Raw genomic sequence first — 17,452 nt, 5'->3', positions numbered from 1 at the left:
CGCTGTTTCCTCAGATTGTGGTCGGGATGATCCGGGAGGGTCGCATGACCCTTTAAGTCTCAAGCGTCTAGAGTATCAATGTGCGATGGATCGACGGCAGCAGCTCCCCGGCAGAGGACGAGACACCCAGGCAGGACGTGCTCACTGCGGCTCTGCGCAGTTATTCCCACGTGATGGAGACGGTGGAGGAGGCCCATGGGGCGGCCGCCCGAGCCCTGGCCGGAGCGCAGCTGGATGGGGGCCGGACCCCGGCCCCCTGGCAGGAGTCCGCGCAGGCCCATACCGAGCGGGCGCAGGCCTATGCCGAGCAGCGCACGTTCACCGAGCAGATCAGCTCCTTCTCCACCAAGGCGCTGAGTTCGCTGGATCCTCAGGACTTCCGCTCGCTCACCGTCCATCAGCAGCTCTCCCCCGCCGTCCAGACCCCCAGCCGCCTGCTGGGCGAGACTCTGGAGGCCGGGCAGCGTCTGCCCGCCGGTCGGCACGGCATCTCCCATCCTCCGCTGGAGCTGAGGATCGGTGTGATCGGCGACGACGCCGGCTGGGCCCGCTTCGCCGGTCAGGCTGAGCTGGTCCGCATCACCCCGGCGAACTGGGGCAGCATCAGCGGTCTGGACCTGCTGTTGGTCACCGCCCCCTTCACCGACGCCGAGGGCTGGGGTCAGGCTGACCAGCTGCACCCCGCACTGGTGCAGGAAGTCCTTCCCTCCTTCCGCCGCGCCGGAGTCCCCACTGTCTTCACCGCGCTGGCGGAGCCGCTGGCCTTCGAGCAGTCTGCCGGGCTGGCCGCGGCCTGCGACCGCATCGCCACCCCGCGCGCCGAGTCCGTGGAGTCGTACCGCGCCAGCTGCCCGCAGGCGCGCAGCGTCGACGTGCTGCCCGCCTCAGTGAACCCGCTGATCCACACGCCGATCGGCAGCCGCCCGGCCGCCTCGGATCTGGTGCTGCTGGCCGGAACCCCCGCCGAGCCGCTCGCCGCACAGGTGGCCGAGTACGCTGAGCCGCTGATCGACGGGCTGGCCGCCGCCCAGCGCCCGGCCGCGTTCTTCGAGGAGCACGGCACGCTTCACATCCCGGCAGAGCACGCGCTCTCCACCTTTCGCCGGCTGCCCGTCCAGTCGGATGCGCAGCAGGCTGTGCCCGGCCTGCTGCGCAGCGTGGACATCGCTGCGGCCGTCAGCCCACATCCGGCCTCGCAGACAGCTGTGGAGCAGCAGGTCCTGGATCTGCAGGCCTGCGGCACCATGGTGCTCTCCACCTACAGCCAAGGTGTGAACTCCTACTATCCGCAGGTCTACATCGCCAACGACGCCGCCGACGTCGCCAAGACGCTGGACACGCTGACCCTGGAGGAGCTGCGCCGCGTCCAGAACGACGGGCTGCGCAAGGTCTTCCGGGACAACCACGCACGTGATGCGCTGGCCCAGATCTGCACTGCCGCGGGCCTGGAGATCGAGGATCCAGAGCAGCGCGTGGTGGCTGTCGCCGAGGAGATCACCGAGCAGCTGCGCGGGGCCATGGACGCCCAGACCATCCCGGTGGAGCTGCTGAGCTGGGAGGAGCTGGCCCAGGATCCCGAGCAGAATCAGCTCACCATGCTGCTGCCGGTCTCCCCCGCACTGCACTATGCGCCCAACTACGCGCTGGATCAGCTGACCACCTTCGCCTATCAGGACGCCGCAGTGGTCACCAAGCTGCTGGGCAGCGCCGAGCAGACCGACCATCTGGCCCACCGTCACCACAGCGGTGCCGCCGAGGAGATCTTCGCCCTGGAGCGCAGCGCCTGGTGGCGGCCCAGCACCGAGCTGCTGGAGTCGGCGTCGGGACTGCGCCGGGCCGCGGCGGAGACCACGGTCTACGCCGGGGACCACATCGGAGTGCGCCGGGCGCCCTCCGCCGCACCCAAGCGGGTGCGGCGCAGCTTCGACGAGATCATCTTCGGCGGTGCGGCCCAGAAGGCCACGCTTCCCCCGCCGCCTCCGGGTTCGCCGCGCGCTCGGCGCTCGGCGGAGGCGTCAGCCGAGAGCTCGGCCGCGTCCAGGGAGGCATCCGACCGGACGCGCGTGCCTGCTGAGGTGCGGGCCGGCGTCGGGCGCCGCACTCCGGCACAGCTCATCGAGGGTGAGGATCTGAGCGCCGCCGGTGAGCGCTTCCGCCGCACTGCGCGGAGCCAGGATCTGGAGCTGGCCGTGGTGGTGCCCATCTACAACAACGGCGACCACCTGCGGCATAAGGCCTTCGCCTCGCTGCGGCGCTCCAGCATCTTCACCCGGATGCACATCCTGCTCATCAATGACGGCTCCACCGATCCGGGCACCACGGAGACCGTCGAGGAGCTCGCCGCCGCCTGGCCGAACGTCTCGGCCTTCCACCACGGACGCGGCGGGTCCGGCTCTGCCTCCCGTCCGCGGAACACCGGTCTGGCGCTGACCCACACGCCCTTCGTGACCTATCTGGACCCGGATGATGAGGAGCTGGCCGAGGGCTACTCCGAGCTGCTGGACACGCTCAGGGCGCACCCGGAGGCGAACTTCTCGCTGGGGAATATGGCCGTGTGGACCAACCGCCTGCTGGTGCAGGACTACCACGACTGGTTCTCCCAGGCGATCGAGCAGGTGGACGGACTCTTCCGACCCACGCGGGATTCGCTGGTGCGGATCAGGTTCCGGCCGGCCAGCATCGAGGCCATGGTGGCCCGCACCGACTGGCTGCAGTCGCTGGGCCTGGAGCAGCCGGTGGGAGCGGTCGGACAAGACACGTTCTTCTTCCAGCAGCTGCTGTACCACACCGAGGCCTACGCCCCGGTGTTCCGCCCGGTATACACCTACTACGGTGCCGTGGAGACCTCGATCGTCAACGTGGTCTCCCCCAACTACTTCCGCAAGTATCTGGGCCTGGAACAGGCTCGGGCCGCCTGGTTGGAGGAGATCGGGCTGAAGCAGGAGTACCTGGAGACCCGCTTCGAACGCTTCTTCATCACCTGGTACCTCCGGAAGCTCAAGCAGGTCCCGGAGGCCCAGCGCACTGAGGCCGCAGAGGTCCTCCACCAGATCGCCGCACTCTACGGGGATCACCGGTGGAAGGACCTCGAAGCCAGACGCTTCTTCAAGCGTCACCCTCGTCAACAGCTGAACGACCCACTGAAGGATGCCTAAATGACGTCACAGTCTGAGCAGGATGTCATCGTCGCGCTGCTGGAGCAGCAGGAGGCGATGCTGAGTGAGCTGCGGTGGGCCTATGCCCAGCTCGAGCGCCTCCAGGACACCGACATCGCCCAGCTCAAGCAGCGGGTCGCCGAGCTGGAGGAGGGCATGGCCAAGGCCGAGAGCAGCCAGCTGATTCCGGACCTGGGCTTCGCAGCGAAGGCCAAGCGCCGCGTGGAGTTCACGCTGCAGCATCCGGACCGGGCCGCCCGCGTGGCCCGTCAGAAGCTGGGCCGCGTGGCCAAGAAGGCTGGAATCTCCCGGTCATGACAGCTCGTACGTCTCAGCTGAGCCACAGCCTGGAGCGTGTCAGGCAGCTGCAGCAGAACCCCTCGGCCGAGGCCGTGGCCCAGGCCGGGCTGCTCGGCCCGCTGCGCTCGGCGCCTTTCCTGCGCGCTGTGCAGCAAGACAAAGCTGGGCAGCATGGCCAGGAGGAGGATGCCGGCGCGCTGCTGGATGCGCTGCTTCCCGACGCCGGCGATCTCGACGGCCACGGTCCCGACAGCCACAGCTCCCACAGTCTGGGAGAGCTCGGACCGGCCGCGCCCCGGCTGGATCTGCGAGTCGCGGTGCTGGCCGATGAGACGCTGAGCGGGCACCTCAGAGGGCTCTGCGAGGCCATCTCCTGGGAGGCTGATCAGACGCTCAACGAGTCCGCTGATCTGGTGGTGCTCTCCCCTGTCACTGCCGAAGCCTTCGGTGAGGGTGTGCCTGCGCAGCTGCTGCCTGCCGGCACCCCGGTGATCTTCTGGGACTACGGCTTCGAGGACCCCTCGGAGCAGGTGCTGGCTCTGGCTCAGCGCGCCGCAGCGGTGGCAGCCCCCTCAGAGGAGCAGGTCCAGCGCTATGAGAAGCTTCTGGCCGCACAGGCCGTGGGGGGCTCGCGTCAGCCGCGGGTGCACCTGCTGCCCTCCGCGGTGAACCCGCTGCACCACTCGCCGATCGGCTCCCGTCACGCCGCAGGCACGGCCGCCGCGTGCACGGTGTCCTTCGCCGATGCGTGGATGCCGGAGCCGGCCGAGCAGTCCGGGGACCACCTGCAGTGGATCCTCGACGCCGTCATCGATGCTGAGCTGCCGCTGGCGCTGGCCGCCGACGGCTCCTGCCCGGAGGGCACGGATCCGCTGGCGGATCTGCCCATCCGGCACCGGCCCTATGTGACGTCGGCGCGCAGCGCCGCGGAGACGGCCGCTGTGGATCGCCTGACCGACATCGGGATCACGCTGAGCTCAGTGGCCGATTCGCAGTCCGCTGTCGCCCCGAGGGTGCTGCAGCTGCTGGCCTCGGGCAGCTTCGTCCTGGCCAGCTACAACCAGGGTGTGAACTCCTATCTTCCGGAGGTGCACCTGGCCAACTCCCAGCAGGATGTGGCGGATACGCTGCGCAGCCTGACGGTGGAGGAGCTGCGCCGGGTCCAGGCCGATGGCATCCGCAAGGTCTTCCTGGAGCACCATGCCGCCCAGCAGCTGCGCACCCTGTGCGGGGCCGCGGGCCTGGATGTTCCAGAGCTCCCGGAGACACGTGTGGTGGCGGTGGCCGATGAGGTCACCGATCAGTTGCGTGAGGCCCTGCTGGTCCAACAGATCCGGCCGGTCCAGGACCTGATCTCCTGGGAGCGGCTCCAGGACTATGACGAGGGCTATGAGGTCCTGCTCCCGGTCTCCTCCCAGCGGCACTACTCCCCCGGCTATGTGACCGATCATCTGGCGGCCTTCAGCTACCAGTCGGCCAAGATCACTGCCAAGCTCGACGCCGAGGCCCCAGAGGCGGACGTTCAGGCGCACCGGCACCACCAGGGTTTTGCCGCCCTGGACGCTCCGCTGGAGCTGACCGCCTGGTGGAGGCCCACCACGGCGGAGCTGTCCCCGGAGGCCTTGCGCACCGCGGCGAAGACCACCCGGATCTACGCCCTGGACCACCTGGGCCACCGCCGCGCAGAGGAACGCCGACCGGTCGGCGTCGAGGACTCCTCCACAGCGCGCGGACCGCAGGATGCGGGGCTGGATCTGACTGTGGTGGTGCCGGTCTACAACAACGGCGGACATCTGCGGCATAAGGCCTTCGCCTCGCTGCGGCGCTCCAGCGTGTTCTCCCGGATGCATATCCTGCTGGTGGATGACGGCTCCACAGATCCGTTCACGGTGGCCACCATCGAGGAGCTGACCACCGAGTGGTCCAATGTGACCGCCTACCGGCACGCTCCGGGCGGCTCCGGCTCAGCGTCCCGGCCGCGGAACACCGGGCTTGAGCTGACCGAGACCCCCTACGTGACCTATCTGGATCCTGATAATGAGATGGTCGAGGACGGCTTCGCCCGGCTGCTGGAGCAGCTTCAGGAGCATCCCGACGTCGACTTCGCCGTGGGCGGAATGACCATCTGGTCCACCGGACTGCGCATGCAGGACTACCACCAGGTGCTCATGGATGCCTTCGCCGACTGTGTGGACGCCGAGGGGACCATCGAGGTGCCCGATGATGCGCTGGCGCGGCTGCAGTTCCGGCCCTTCGGCATCCAGACCCTGGCAGCGCGCACCGAATGGCTGCAGTCCCTGGGGCTGGTCCAGCCGCTGGGAGCCGTGGGCCAAGACACCTACTTCTTCCAGCAGATGCTGCACTACGCGCAGAGGATCCGGACGGTCACCACACCGATCCACACCTACTACGCAGTGGTCAGCAACTCCACGGTGAACACCATCAACGCCCGCTACTTCGATAAGTACCGTGCCCTGGATGAGGCCCGCTCACAGTGGCTGCGCGAGGTAGGGCTGCTCCAGACCTATAACGAGACCCGCCTGGAGCGCTTCACCGAACAGTGGCACCTGCCCAAGCTGCGCCGCGTCCCCGAGGACCAGTGGTTGGAGGCTGCGGAGAACCTGGCCTCCATCCTGGAGTGCTACGGCCCGCGGTCCTGGAAGAGCACCCGCATCCAGAGCTTCTTCGCCCAGCTCGAAGTCGCCCGCAATAAGGAGCGGAAGAAGGGCTGAAGCTCACTGCCCGCCGGTCAGGGCAGGCTCCATCCGCTCGTGGATCTCCTCAGTCACCGAACGCACCAGGCCCTGGGAGAGGTGGCTGTTGTCGTTATAGGTGATGGCGCCGCCGAGCACCGCGTAGCAGGTCTCCTCGTCCTCGTCGCACACCAGGTCCTCGGTGCCGACGAAGTGGTAGTTCTGCTCCTCGGCGAAGATCTCCTGCGACTGGGTCAGCCAGCGGTCGCCCACGCGGGTGTCTTCGAGGTCGTCGTGGCAGGCGCCGAGGTCGTCGCGGTTGACGTCCACGCATTCGGGAAGCGTCTCATCCTCGTTGCGCTCCTCGTTCATGCGGGGGGTCTCGCCGAAGACCACCACGTCCTTATCGGCGTCCAGCCAATACTGGATGGGGGTGAGCATGCTGGCTCCGGTGGAGGAGTCACCCACCCCCTCGGGCAGGTCGACCTCCACCTCGGGATCGCCGAACTCGCTGTGCTTCTGGCTGGCGGCCATCACCACTGTGCCGATGTCATCATCATCGGCCACGCGGTCCAGGATCTCCAGGTTGGCCTCGCCGCAGGGATCGTCGCCGTCGGAGAGGGAGGCGCGCGGCGAGCAGCCCGACCGCGTCATGACCAGCAGCTGCTTATCCTCCTGCTGGGCGATGGCATCCAGCGCCGGCAGCCACATCGTGGCGTGGGAGTCGCCGAAGACGGCGATCGTGCCGTCGGCATCCTCCTCCTCGGCACCGAGCCAGCATTCGAAGAGACCGTCGTGGTCGGCGTCGGCCTGACAGTCCGGGAAGACCGGATTCTGCGGCTCCTGAGCCACTTCGGCTGGAGACGGGTACAGGCCCATATCCCCTTCGGGAGGAGTGCATTCCTCGGGGTTCTCCAGGGCGCGGAAGCCGTAGCAGGGGTGGTCCTCGGAGAGTTCGGGCTCGGAGGCGCCCTGCTCCTCCTGCTCCACCGTCCAATAGGCGGTGGAGATGACCACGGCCATGCCGGCGGCCGCCGCCGCCAAGGAACGGCCGGTGGGCAGGATGATCTTGGCGTAGCGCAGCGGCTTCTCGAAGTATTCGGTGCTCAGCGCTGAGACCACGATGATTCCACCGATGAGCACCAGCTGGACGGCAAACAGCTCAGCGCCCTCGTGCACATAGGGCGCCATGACCACCACGGGCCAGTGCCACAGGTAGATCGCATAGGACCAGTCTCCCAATTTGGTGGCAGGCTTCAAGGACATCCACCAGTGCATCCCGGTCACCTGCCGCTTGCCGCCGCAGAGGATCATCAGCACAGTGCCCAGCACGGGCAGCAGTGCCGTCCAACCCGGGAACGGGGTCTGATCGTCGTAGAACACCGCCGAGGCCAGCACCATCGCCAGTCCCAGCCAGCCCAGCAGGTTGCCCCAGGCGCCGGTGAACTGGCGTGAGCCCATGATCAGGGCCAGCAGACCGCCGGCGGCGAACTCCCAGATGCGCGTAGGGGTGACGAAATAGGCCTGGGCCTGGTCCTGGGCGGTGAACCAGACGGAGAACACCAACGACGCCGCAGCCAGCAGACCCAGCGTCCACAGGAACAGCCTGCGCACCCTCGGCTCGGTGAGCTCCTGACGTCCTTTGAGCACCAGAGCGGCCACGGCCAGCACCAGCGCCAGCAGCAGCGGCCAGAGCACGTAGAACTGCTCCTCCACCGAGAGCGACCAGAAGTGCTGGACAGCAGTGGCGCCCTGGTCCAGCTTGGAGTAGTCCACCGAATCCTCGGCCAGGATCCAGTTCTGCACGTACAGCGTGGAGGCGATGATCTGGCGCCGAGCGGCCGACCATTCGGTGCTGGGCATGATCAGCACGGTCAGGATGGCGGTCAGCAGCAGGACCAGCAGGCTCAGCGGGAGCAGCCGGCGGATGCGCCGGGCCCAGAACCGGCCCAGCCGCACGGCACCCCGGGTGGAGGCCTCTTTGAACAGATGCGCGGTGATCAGATAGCCGGAGATCACGAAGAACACGTCGACGCCGACGTAGCCTCCGCTGAGCCGCTCCGGCCAGAAGTGGTAGATCACCACCAGGATGACCGCCAGAGCGCGCAGTCCCTGAATCTCGGGTTGGAAGGTCGCTGCGCGACTGCTGCGATCCTGCGCTGTCGCTGCCGAGGCCGGAGGCGCGTCCGGTGTCCTGCTCCGTGTCCGCATAACTGATTTACTGTAACCGGTCTTCCTTGCTATAGAGTCAAGACGCGCGTTTCGACCTGCAGAAAGAGGGCACGTTGAGCAGAGAGATCTCCACTGTCGCGGTCATCGGCCTGGGCTACATCGGCCTTCCGACCGCTGCCATCCTCGCCGACCACGGTGTGACCACCATCGGGGTCGACGTGTCCGAGCACACCGTCGGGGCGGTGAACCGCGGCGAGGTCCCCTTCGTGGAGCCCGGCCTGCGCGAGGTGCTGGAGCGCGCGGTGAAGTCCGGGCAGCTCTCCGCCCAGGACCACACCCCGGCCGCCGATGCCTTTATCGTGGCGGTCCCCACGCCCTTCACCGATACCCACTCGGCTGATCTGAGCTTCATCGAGTCGGCAGCGGACGGCATCGCCCCGCAGCTGCGCGGCGGTGAGCTCATCGTCCTGGAGTCCACCTCTCCCCCGGGGGCCACGGAGCATATGGCTGAGCGCATCCTGGCCTCCCGCCCGGACCTGAGCACCGATCCCTCCCGTGAGGACCACCTGCTGGTGGCTCACTGCCCCGAGCGTGTGCTGCCGGGCAAGATCATGGAGGAGATGATCACCAACGACCGGATCATCGGCGGGATCACTCCCGAAGCGGCCGAGGCGGCCAAGACCCTCTACCGCAGCTTCTGCCGCGGCGAAATCCTGCTGACCACGGCCAAGACCGCGGAGATGGCAAAGCTCACCGAGAACAGCTTCCGCGATGTGAACATCGCCTTCGCCAATGAGCTCTCGGTGATCTGCGATGAGCTGGGCATCAACGTCTGGGAGCTCATCGAGCTGGCCAACCACCATCCGCGGGTCAACATCCTGCAGCCCGGCCCCGGCGTGGGCGGACACTGCATCGCAGTGGACCCCTGGTTCATCGTCGACGCCGCCCCGCAGCAGGCCAAGCTCATCCGGACCGCCCGTGAGACCAACGACGCCAAGCCCACCTGGGTGCTCAGCCGCATCGAGGATGCCATCGGTGAGCGCGGCGAGGGTGCGACGGTCGCGCTGCTCGGCCTGGCCTTCAAAGCCAACATCGACGATCTGCGCGAGTCCCCGGCTCTGCAGATCGCTGAGTCCCTGGCGCTGCGTGCCCCGCAGACTAAGCTGCTGGCGGTGGAGCCGCATATCGACGAGCTGCCCCAGTCACTGGCCGGTGCACCCAACGTCGTCCTGGCGCAGACCGATGAGGCCATCGCCGCCGCCGATGTGGTGGTTCTGCTGGTCGACCATGACGTCTTCAAAGCCATCCCCGCCGAGCAGCTGGGCGAGGCCCGGCTGATCGACTCCCGCGGCATCTGGCGCTGAGCCCACCGGACTGAGCCGTCACCGGCTGTCCGAACCTGAGCGCAGCACCGGATTTCGGCTCGGCTGTGCCAGACTGGTGGGGTGGATTTCGACGTACTGATTCTCTTCATCATCCTTGCCCTCGTCCTGGCCGGCGTGCTGGGCTTCTTCCTGGTTCAGGGCGGCAGGATCCTGCCGCCCGAGAAGCGGGAGAAGTACACCTCGCAGCGGGACGAGGATGATCTCCCGCCCGAAGACGAGAAGGAGGCCGAGGAGGACGGCGACACTCTGGTCGCCGCGCCCGAGGAGGCTGAGGCCGAGGCTGAACCTGCCGAGCCCGAGGTCGAGACCCCGGAACCGGTGGCCGGCCGCCTGGCCCGACTGCGTGCCCGCCTGGTCAAGTCCAACAACGTATTCGGCAAGTCCCTGCTGGCCCTGCTCTCCCAGGACAAGATCGACGACGACGTCTGGGACGAGATCGAGGAGACCCTCCTCATGGCCGACCTCGGCACCGAGCCGACCCTCGAGCTGGTGGACCGGCTCAAGGAGCGTGTCACCGTAGAGGGCACCCAGGACACCGCCAAGGTCAAGGACATGCTGCACGAGGAGCTCACCGCGCTCATCGATCCCTCCCTGGACCGTCGCCTCTCGGTGACCGCTGAGGGCCGCCCCGCAGTCATGTTGGTGGTCGGCGTCAACGGCGTCGGCAAGACCACCACCGTGGGCAAGCTGGCCCGCGTGCTCGTGGCTGAGGACAAGAGCGTGACCCTGGGCGCAGCCGATACCTTCCGTGCGGCCGCAGCCGAGCAGCTGACCACCTGGGGCTCCCGCGTGGGCGTTCCCACCGTGAAGTCGGACACGGAGGGCGCAGACCCAGCCTCTGTGGCCTTCGAGGCGGTCTCCGAAGGCATCGAGAACGAGTCCGACGTGGTCATGATCGACACCGCCGGCCGCCTGCAGAACAAGGCCAACCTCATGGACGAGCTCGGCAAGGTCAAGCGCGTGGTCGAGAAGAAGTCCGAGGTGGACGAGGTCCTGCTGGTCCTGGACGCCACCACGGGCCAGAACGGCCTGAACCAGGCCAAGGTCTTCTCCGAGGTGGTCGATGTCAGCGGCATCGTCCTGACCAAGCTCGACGGCACAGCCCGCGGCGGCATCGTGGTCGCCATCCAGCGCCAGCTGGGCGTCCCGGTGAAGCTCATCGGCCTGGGCGAAGGCGCCGATGATCTCGCTCCCTTCGAGACGGAGAAGTTTGTGGACGCCCTCCTCGAGGGATAAGAAACGTCTTATCACAAATTGAAAACAGGCAGCCCCCGGAGGGCCGCAGCAGGGTCTCAAGACCTCTGACATGCGGAAATCCGGGGGCTGTTTCGTGAGAAAACAGATTCCCCCGGAAAACTTTTACATGGCGGAAACTTTGACGCGCTCCTTATGAAACACATCTGCAGAACGATGGAATCCAGCTCGCACCGGTGAAGTACATCGGTGTGCGACGTTTCCTGGAGGGAACACATGGATCCTGCTGAACTGATGGAATTTGTGGAACCGCTCTGGCTGGTCGTGGCCACAGCGCTCGTCCTCTTCATGACACCGGGCCTCGCGCTGTTCTACGGCGGCCTGACTCAGACCAAGTCTGCGGTGAACATGATGATGATGAGCTTCGCCGCCATCGGCCTGGTGGCCATCACCTGGGCCCTGTGGGGCGACGGCATCGCCTTCGGCGACACTGCCGGCGGCTTCTTCGGCAACCCGAGCGACAACTTCGCCCTGTATTCGATGCTGGAAGAGTCGCCCTACGGCCTCATCGAGGTCGGCTTCGGTGCGACCTTCGCCATCATCACCACCGCACTGATCTCCGGTGCCATCGCTGACCGTGCGAAGTTCTCCGCCTGGATGATCTTCGTGCCGATCTGGCTGACCCTGGTCTACGCTCCGCTGGCCCACTGGGTCTGGGGCGAGGGCGGTCTGCTGGTCGAGGGAGGCCTCATCGGTGACGCTGTGGGCGAGGCCGTCGACTTCGCCGGCGGCCTGGTGGTCCACATGTGTGCAGGTCTGGCAGCACTGGCTCTGGTGCTGGTCATCGGCCCGCGCAGCCACTTCGCTCCCGTCAAGCCGCATAACGTTCCCTTCGTCCTGCTGGGTGCCTCCATCCTGTGGTTCGGCTGGTTCGGCTTCAACGTCGGTGAGGCTGAGTTCCCGGACGAGTCCGGCCTGAACGTCATCAACACCATGCTGGCTCCGGCTGCCGCTCTGGTCGCCTGGCTGCTCACCGAGTGGGCACGCGGCAAGAAGCCCACCCCGGTGGGCGCAGCCTCCGGCATCGTGGCCGGCCTGGTCGGCATCACCCCGGCCGTGGCCTTCGTCTCCCCGCTGGGTGCGATCATCCTGGGCGCCATCGCCGGTGCCGTCTGCTGCTTCGCCGTGGACTTCAAGTACGGCAAGTACGACGACACCCTCGACGTGGTCGGCCTGCACTTCGTGGCCGGCCTATGGGGCACCATCGCTATCGGCCTGTTCGGCCGTGAGGAGCTGATCGGCGACGGCCGTTCCGGCATCCTCCTCGGCGGCGGGTTCGACCTGCTGCTGGCCCAGATCGTGGCCTGCGTGGTCACCCTGGTGTTCGCCTTCGTCGCCACTTACATCATCGGCATGGCCATCCACAAGACCATCGGGTTCCGTGTGGCTGAGGATGTCGAGGAGGCAGGCATCGACGCCGTGGCCCACCAGACTGAGGCCTACGGCACTCTGCCGACGGTCACCGCCGGCCGCGACTGACACCTCAGTAAGAGGTCTGTCTGGTCACTGAAAGAGGGGCCGGGAGCTGATCTTCGGATCAGGTCCCGGCCCCTCTTCACGTGCACAGGCGGCGTCGCTGTGCTGGCCCCTTCAGCTCTGGCCCCGAGGCCGTCAGCCCTGGCGCTGCAGCGTCTCCGGGGCCCTGCTCCAGGCCGCCGCGCCGACCATCATGATCAGGCCGGTCAGGGCGAAGGCCCAGACATAGCCGAACTGGTCTACGATCAGGCCGGCCACCAGCGGGCCGACGATGGCGCCGAGGTCCTGGGTCATCTGGAAGGTGGAGACCACCGATCCCCCGTTGCGCCCCTGGCCGACAACATCGGCCAGGGCCGCCTGCTGGGCGGGCACGATCAGGCCGGTGCCGGCACCGGCCATCAGGCTCAGGAACAGCAGCGTCCAGGGCTCCGGCGCCAGGCCCAGCGTGCCGGTGGCCAGACCGGCGATGATCAGACCCCAGATGATGGGTGGGCGCCGTCCCCAATGGTCTGAGCGGCGGGAGAAGATCATCACCGTGGCCACATTGCCTGCGGCGAAGACGGACAGGGCGAGGCCTGCCAGCTGCCCGGGCTCCAGCCAGGGGTTATGTGTGAACCAGGCACTGCCGGCGAAGGCTGAGGCGGCGAAGAGCGGCACCACGGAGTTCCGCAGACCGAAAGTGGCCCAGCCGTTGGCGAAACCTGCGGTCAGCGCCGCGCGGTAGCCGCGCACGCTCCAGGCCTCGGCCAGTGTGGCCTTCTGCCGGGTGTCACCGGTCTTGCGATCCTCCAGGCGGGAGCGGCGCAGCATCACAAAGACCACCAGAGCGGCCACCACCAGGGCCGCACCGTAGACCAGGAAGGGCACACGGGGACCGAAGACCAGGAGGCCGGATCCCACCAGAGGCCCGGCCACATTGCCGATCAGGAAGGCCGAGGCATAGGCCCCGGAGACCTTGCCACGGATCTGCGGCGGGGCCTTGCGTGCCAGGAAGGTCATCGCGGAGACGGTGAAGAAGGTGGAGCCGATGCCGCCCACAGCTCGGAAGATCAGCAGCAGCTCGTAGGTGGGCGCATAAGCGGTGGCGATCATCGAGGCCGCCACGATCAGCAGGCCGATGGTGTAGACCGGGGTCTCCCCCAGCATCTGGGTGAGCTTGCCGGAGGCCGGGGCGAAGAGCAGCCGGAAGAGGCCGAAGGCTGAGACCACCGCAGAGACGGCCATGGCCGAGACGCCGAAGTCGGAGGCGTACTGCGGCAGGATCGGGGCGATGATTCCGAAGCCGATCGCGATGATGAACGCGGAGACGATCATGACCCGCAGTTCGGCGGGGATGGGGATGCGGGTACCTTCGGCCTCAGTGGTCACATGGAATGGACAACGCCCTCAGACCGTCTCTTGTTCCTGCTCCCTCGAGGCCATCTTCTGAGACACCACCCGGGTGGAGCCGTCCTGGCGCATGGAGACGCCGTAGAGTGCATCGGCGATCTCCATGGTCCGCTTCTGGTGGGTGATGACGATCAGCTGCGAGGAGGCCCGCAGCTCTTCGAAGATCACCAGAAGCCGCGAGAGGTTGGTGTCATCCAGGGCCGCCTCGACCTCGTCCATCACATAGAACGGTGAGGGGCGGGCCTTGAAGATCGCCACCAGCAGCGCCACGGCGGTCAGCGAGCGCTCACCGCCGGAGAGCAGGGAGAGCCGGCGGATCCGCTTGCCCGGCGGGCGGGCGTGGACCTCGATGCCGGTGTTGAGCATGTCCTCCGGGTTGGTGAGCTCCAGGCGTCCCTCGCCGCCGGGGAAGAGCCGGCCGAAGACCCGCTCGAACTGGACCTTGGTGTCCTCCCAGGCCTGGGTGAAGACCCGCTCCACGGTCTCGTCCACATCGGAGATGATGTCCAGCAGATCCTGCTTGGACTTCTTCAGGTCGGTGAGCTGCTCCTGGAGGTAGGTGTGGCGCTCCTCCAGGGCGGCATGCTCCTCCAGCGCCAGCGGGTTCACCTTGCCCAGGGCCTTCAGATCCCGGCGGGCCTTCTCCAGGCGCTTCTCCTGCTCGGCACGCACGAACGGGATCCCCTGGGGCTCCTCGTCCTGCTCCTCACCGTCGGCCAGCTCGGCGTCTGGATCCGGGATCAGCTGATCGGGCCCGTAGTGCTCGATCAGGTATTCGGGACTCAGGCTGAGCTCCTCATGGCCGCGCTGCTCGGCGGCCTCCAGGGCCAGACGCAGCTCGGTGCGGGTCAGCTCGGCCTGGTGGAGACGGCCGGTGACGGCCTCCAGCTCCTCGGCCTCTCCCTTGCGGGCCTGACGCATGCTGCGAATCTGCTCGGTGAGCTGCTGATGGCGCTGCTGGGTGGTCTCCTGGGCGGCACGCGCATCCTCCAGCACGGAGCTGAGACGCTCGACGCCGGCGTCCGCCTCCGCCTGGACGGCCTCGGCCTCCTGACCTCGCTCATTGCGCGCCTCGGCGATCTTCTGAGCCTGCTCGCGGCGGTGCTCCTCGGCCTGGGCGTTGCGGCGCAGCGAGGCAGCCCGTTCCAGCATCTGCTTATGCTGCTCCTCGGCCGCCCGCAGCGCCAGGCGCGCATCGACCTCCTCGCGCCGGTGCGCGGAGGCCTGCTCGGCCAGCTCATCGCGCAGCTGCGTGGAGGGGTCCTCCTCGATCTCCTCGTTCTGCGCGGCCTCCAGGCGCTGGGTGACCTCCTTGAGCTGTTCCTCGGCGTCATCCTTGGCCTGGGCCGCCTCGGTGATCTCCTTCTGTGCGGAGGTGATGCGCTCCTCGGCGCGGGAGACCTCTGCGCTGAGCTGGCCCAGCTGCTCGGTGATGGCGCTGAGTTCGGCGTCGTTGGCGTGGAGGGCCTCCATGGCCTCGTCCACCGTCAGTTCGGCCGCAGTCACCTCCGCTCCTGAGCTCTCGGCCTGCTGAGTGACCTTCTCCAGGTCCTTCTCGGCCTGCTCCAGCGTGGCGGTGAGGTCGTTGATCTGCGCGGTGATGGCCAGATCGGAGTTCTCCAGGGCCGTACCGCCGATCCGCTCGCCGGCCCGCAGGATGGTCCCGTCCGCGGTGACCGCCGCAGAGACCTCGGGCTGCTTCAGCAGGATCTCCGCATTGGGCTGATCGGCACAGAGCACGACGCCGGTCAGTGCGGTCCGCAGCGGGGCGGCAAGCTCCTCGGGCACAGTGATGGCATCCAGCGCCCAGAGCGCACCGTCCACCTCTGCGGGCAGGGCGGGCAGCTCAGGGGCGGCAGAGGCGCCTGGCTCCGGGTAGACCAGGTGGGCGCGTCCGCCGTCCTGCTCGGCCAGCCATTCCAGGGCGCGGACTGCGGCCTCGGCGTCGGCGGTGACCAGGGCGGTGTCCAACGAGCCCAGCACAGTGGCCAGGGCCTTCTCCCAGCCGGAGGTGATGGAGAGCTTCTCGGCCAGGGAGGATTCGATGCCCTCGGCATAGTCCTTCTGCAGGGCGGCCGCGCCGTCCCGCGGGGTCCGTGCCGCGGAGAGCCCGGAAAGGCGGGCGCGGTCCTCGCTGACGGCGTTCTGCAGGCGCCGCTGCTCAGCCAGCAGCTGGTCATGGGTCTCGCGCAGGCCGTCGCAGCGTTCCTGGGCGGACTCGTAGGCGGCGTCGAGACTCTCCTCACCGGTCTCGATGCCGGCGATCTTCTGCTCCAGCTCGGCAAACTCGGCGCGCGCCTTCTCCTGAGAGACCTGAGCCTCCCCCCGCTGCTCCAGTGCCCGACGCCGGCGGGATTCGGCGGCGTCGATGCGCCCCTGGGCGGTGTCCGCCTTGCCCTGCAGGGTGGCCAGCCCCGCTTTGCGGTCGGCCACAGCGCGCAGCTGCTCGGTCAGCCGGGTCTCCTCGGCCTTGAGTTCGGTCTCGGTCTGCTCGCGCTGAGCCGCGATGTTCTCCAGACGCTCGGAGGCGGCGTCGACCTCTGCCTTCTGCTCCTGGGCCTGGGCGGTGACCTGCTCGGCCTGGGCACGCAGCTCCTGAGGGTCCCGGCCGGAGGTGTCCACCACCGCGGAGGCGTAGAGGCTGCGGGCGCGCTCGGCGGCCAGGGATGCCACGGAGCGCAGCCGCTCCTGGACCTGCTCCAACCGGTGATGGCCGCCCACCAGCTTCTCTCCTCGCTGGCGCAGCGACTCGGCCTGCTGGGAGAGGGTGGAGATCTCGGCGTCCTGGCGCTCCAGTGAGTCCTTCAGCTCGGCGGCGCGGGCCCTGTCGGTCTCCTCCCCCTGGCTGGACTCGTTCAGCGCCGTGGCGGCCTGCAGGAGGTCATCGGCGATCAGCCGGGACAGGGCGTCGCGGACGTCATGCTGGATGCGCTGGGCGCGGCGGGCCACTTTGGCCTGTCTGCCCAGCGGGGCCAGCTGCCGGGAGATCTCGCTGATCAGGTCCTCGAGCCGGTCCAGGTTGCCCTGCATGGAGTCGAGCTTGCGGACGGTGCGCTCGCGCCGGCGTCGGTGTTTCAGGACGCCGGCGGCCTCCTCGATGAAGCCGCGGCGCTGCTCCGGAGTGGCGTGGAGGATCTGGTCCAGCTGGCCCTGTCCGACGATGACGTGCATCTCCCGGCCCAGGCCGGAGTCGGAGAGCAGCTCCTGGATGTCGAGCAGACGGCACTTCTGTCCGTTGATGGTGTACTCGGAGCCGCCGGTGCGGAACATGGTCCGGCTGATGGTGACTTCGGTGTACTCGATGGGCAGGGCGCCGTCGGTGTTGTCGATGGTCAGGCTGACCGAGGCGCGGCCCAGCGGCTGGCGCTCAGCGGTGCCGGCGAAGATGACGTCCTCCATGGATCCGCCGCGCAGGGTCTTGGCACCCTGCTCACCCATCACCCAGGCCAGAGCGTCCACCACATTGGACTTGCCCGAGCCGTTGGGCCCCACCACAGCGGTCACGCCGGGCTCGAACTCGAAGGTCGTGGCAGAGGCGAAGGACTTGAAGCCGCGGACGGTGAGGGTCTTCAGATGCACTGGACGGCTTCACTCCTCTGCTGGGCGGGGTCCGACGGGGCCGATGCCA

9 protein-coding genes are annotated in these 17,452 nt (G+C 67.8%); 6 read left to right on the top strand and 3 right to left on the bottom strand.

Annotated elements, in window-relative coordinates:
* Nucleotides 1-80: 80 nt before the first annotated feature.
* The 3 genes from IEW85_RS07360 to IEW85_RS07350 are packed head-to-tail and all read left to right on the top strand — an operon-like array spanning nt 81 to nt 6,187.
* Nucleotides 81-3,155, top strand: coding sequence for a glycosyltransferase family A protein (locus tag IEW85_RS07360; RefSeq protein WP_188684196.1), 3,075 nt, complete (start codon nt 81-83; stop codon nt 3,153-3,155).
* A complete protein-coding gene (locus tag IEW85_RS07355; protein WP_188684194.1) occupies nt 3,156-3,473 on the top strand; it encodes a hypothetical protein in 318 nt (105 codons plus the stop codon). It abuts the gene before it with no gap.
* On the top strand, nt 3,470-6,187 hold the full coding sequence (locus tag IEW85_RS07350) for a glycosyltransferase (protein ID WP_188684192.1): 2,718 nt from the start codon (nt 3,470-3,472) through the stop codon (nt 6,185-6,187). Before IEW85_RS07355 ends, IEW85_RS07350 begins: the two co-directional genes overlap by 4 nt.
* 3 nt (nt 6,188-6,190) lie before the next feature.
* On the opposite strand, the gene IEW85_RS07345 is transcribed toward IEW85_RS07350, so the two are convergent.
* Complete coding sequence (locus IEW85_RS07345; protein ID WP_188684190.1) at nt 6,191-8,359, bottom strand: acyltransferase family protein; 2,169 nt, start codon at nt 8,357-8,359, stop codon at nt 6,191-6,193.
* A gap of 74 nt (nt 8,360-8,433) precedes the next feature.
* Between IEW85_RS07345 and wecC the strand changes: the two genes are divergently transcribed.
* The 3 genes from wecC to IEW85_RS07330 all read left to right on the top strand — a co-directional run bounded on the left by wecC (nt 8,434) and on the right by IEW85_RS07330 (nt 12,438).
* Entirely contained in the window at nt 8,434-9,684 is a 1,251-nt protein-coding gene (gene wecC, locus IEW85_RS07340) for a UDP-N-acetyl-D-mannosamine dehydrogenase (protein WP_188684188.1), read from the top strand.
* 81 nt (nt 9,685-9,765) lie between these two features.
* On the top strand, nt 9,766-10,941 hold the full coding sequence (gene ftsY, locus IEW85_RS07335) for a signal recognition particle-docking protein FtsY (protein WP_229658881.1): 1,176 nt from the start codon (nt 9,766-9,768) through the stop codon (nt 10,939-10,941).
* A 252-nt stretch (nt 10,942-11,193) separates the two neighbouring features.
* The gene (locus IEW85_RS07330; protein WP_188684186.1) at nt 11,194-12,438 is read left to right on the top strand and encodes an ammonium transporter; all 1,245 of its coding nucleotides are present in this window, start codon (nt 11,194-11,196) and stop codon (nt 12,436-12,438) included.
* A 132-nt stretch (nt 12,439-12,570) separates the two neighbouring features.
* On the opposite strand, the gene IEW85_RS07325 is transcribed toward IEW85_RS07330, so the two are convergent.
* Nucleotides 12,571-13,749: an MFS transporter gene (locus IEW85_RS07325; protein WP_188684314.1), complete on the bottom strand. Its 1,179-nt coding sequence runs from the start codon at nt 13,747-13,749 to the stop codon at nt 12,571-12,573.
* 72 nt (nt 13,750-13,821) lie between these two features.
* A complete protein-coding gene (gene smc / locus IEW85_RS07320; RefSeq protein WP_188684184.1) occupies nt 13,822-17,403 on the bottom strand; it encodes a chromosome segregation protein SMC in 3,582 nt (1,193 codons plus the stop codon).
* Nucleotides 17,404-17,452 lie beyond the last annotated feature (49 nt).

The organism is Nesterenkonia cremea (genome assembly GCF_014642675.1).
GTDB classification, from domain to species: Bacteria; Actinomycetota; Actinomycetes; order Actinomycetales; family Micrococcaceae; genus Nesterenkonia; species Nesterenkonia cremea.
The sequence above is the reverse complement of the archived record's forward strand: the minus strand, read 5'-3'. Positions and strand labels throughout refer to the sequence as shown.

Excerpts from the sequence above, each read along its gene's own strand:
- IEW85_RS07350 (WP_188684192.1), top strand. The coding sequence starts at position 3,470 with ATGACAGCTCGTACGTCTCAGCTGAGCCACAGCCTGGAGCGTGTCAGG.
- IEW85_RS07330 (WP_188684186.1), top strand. The coding sequence starts at position 11,194 with ATGGAATTTGTGGAACCGCTCTGGCTGGTCGTGGCCACAGCGCTCGTC.
- IEW85_RS07325 (WP_188684314.1), bottom strand. The coding sequence starts at position 13,749 with ATGATCGTCTCCGCGTTCATCATCGCGATCGGCTTCGGAATCATCGCC.
- IEW85_RS07345 (WP_188684190.1), bottom strand. The coding sequence starts at position 8,359 with ATGCGGACACGGAGCAGGACACCGGACGCGCCTCCGGCCTCGGCAGCG.
- IEW85_RS07355 (WP_188684194.1), top strand. The coding sequence starts at position 3,156 with ATGACGTCACAGTCTGAGCAGGATGTCATCGTCGCGCTGCTGGAGCAG.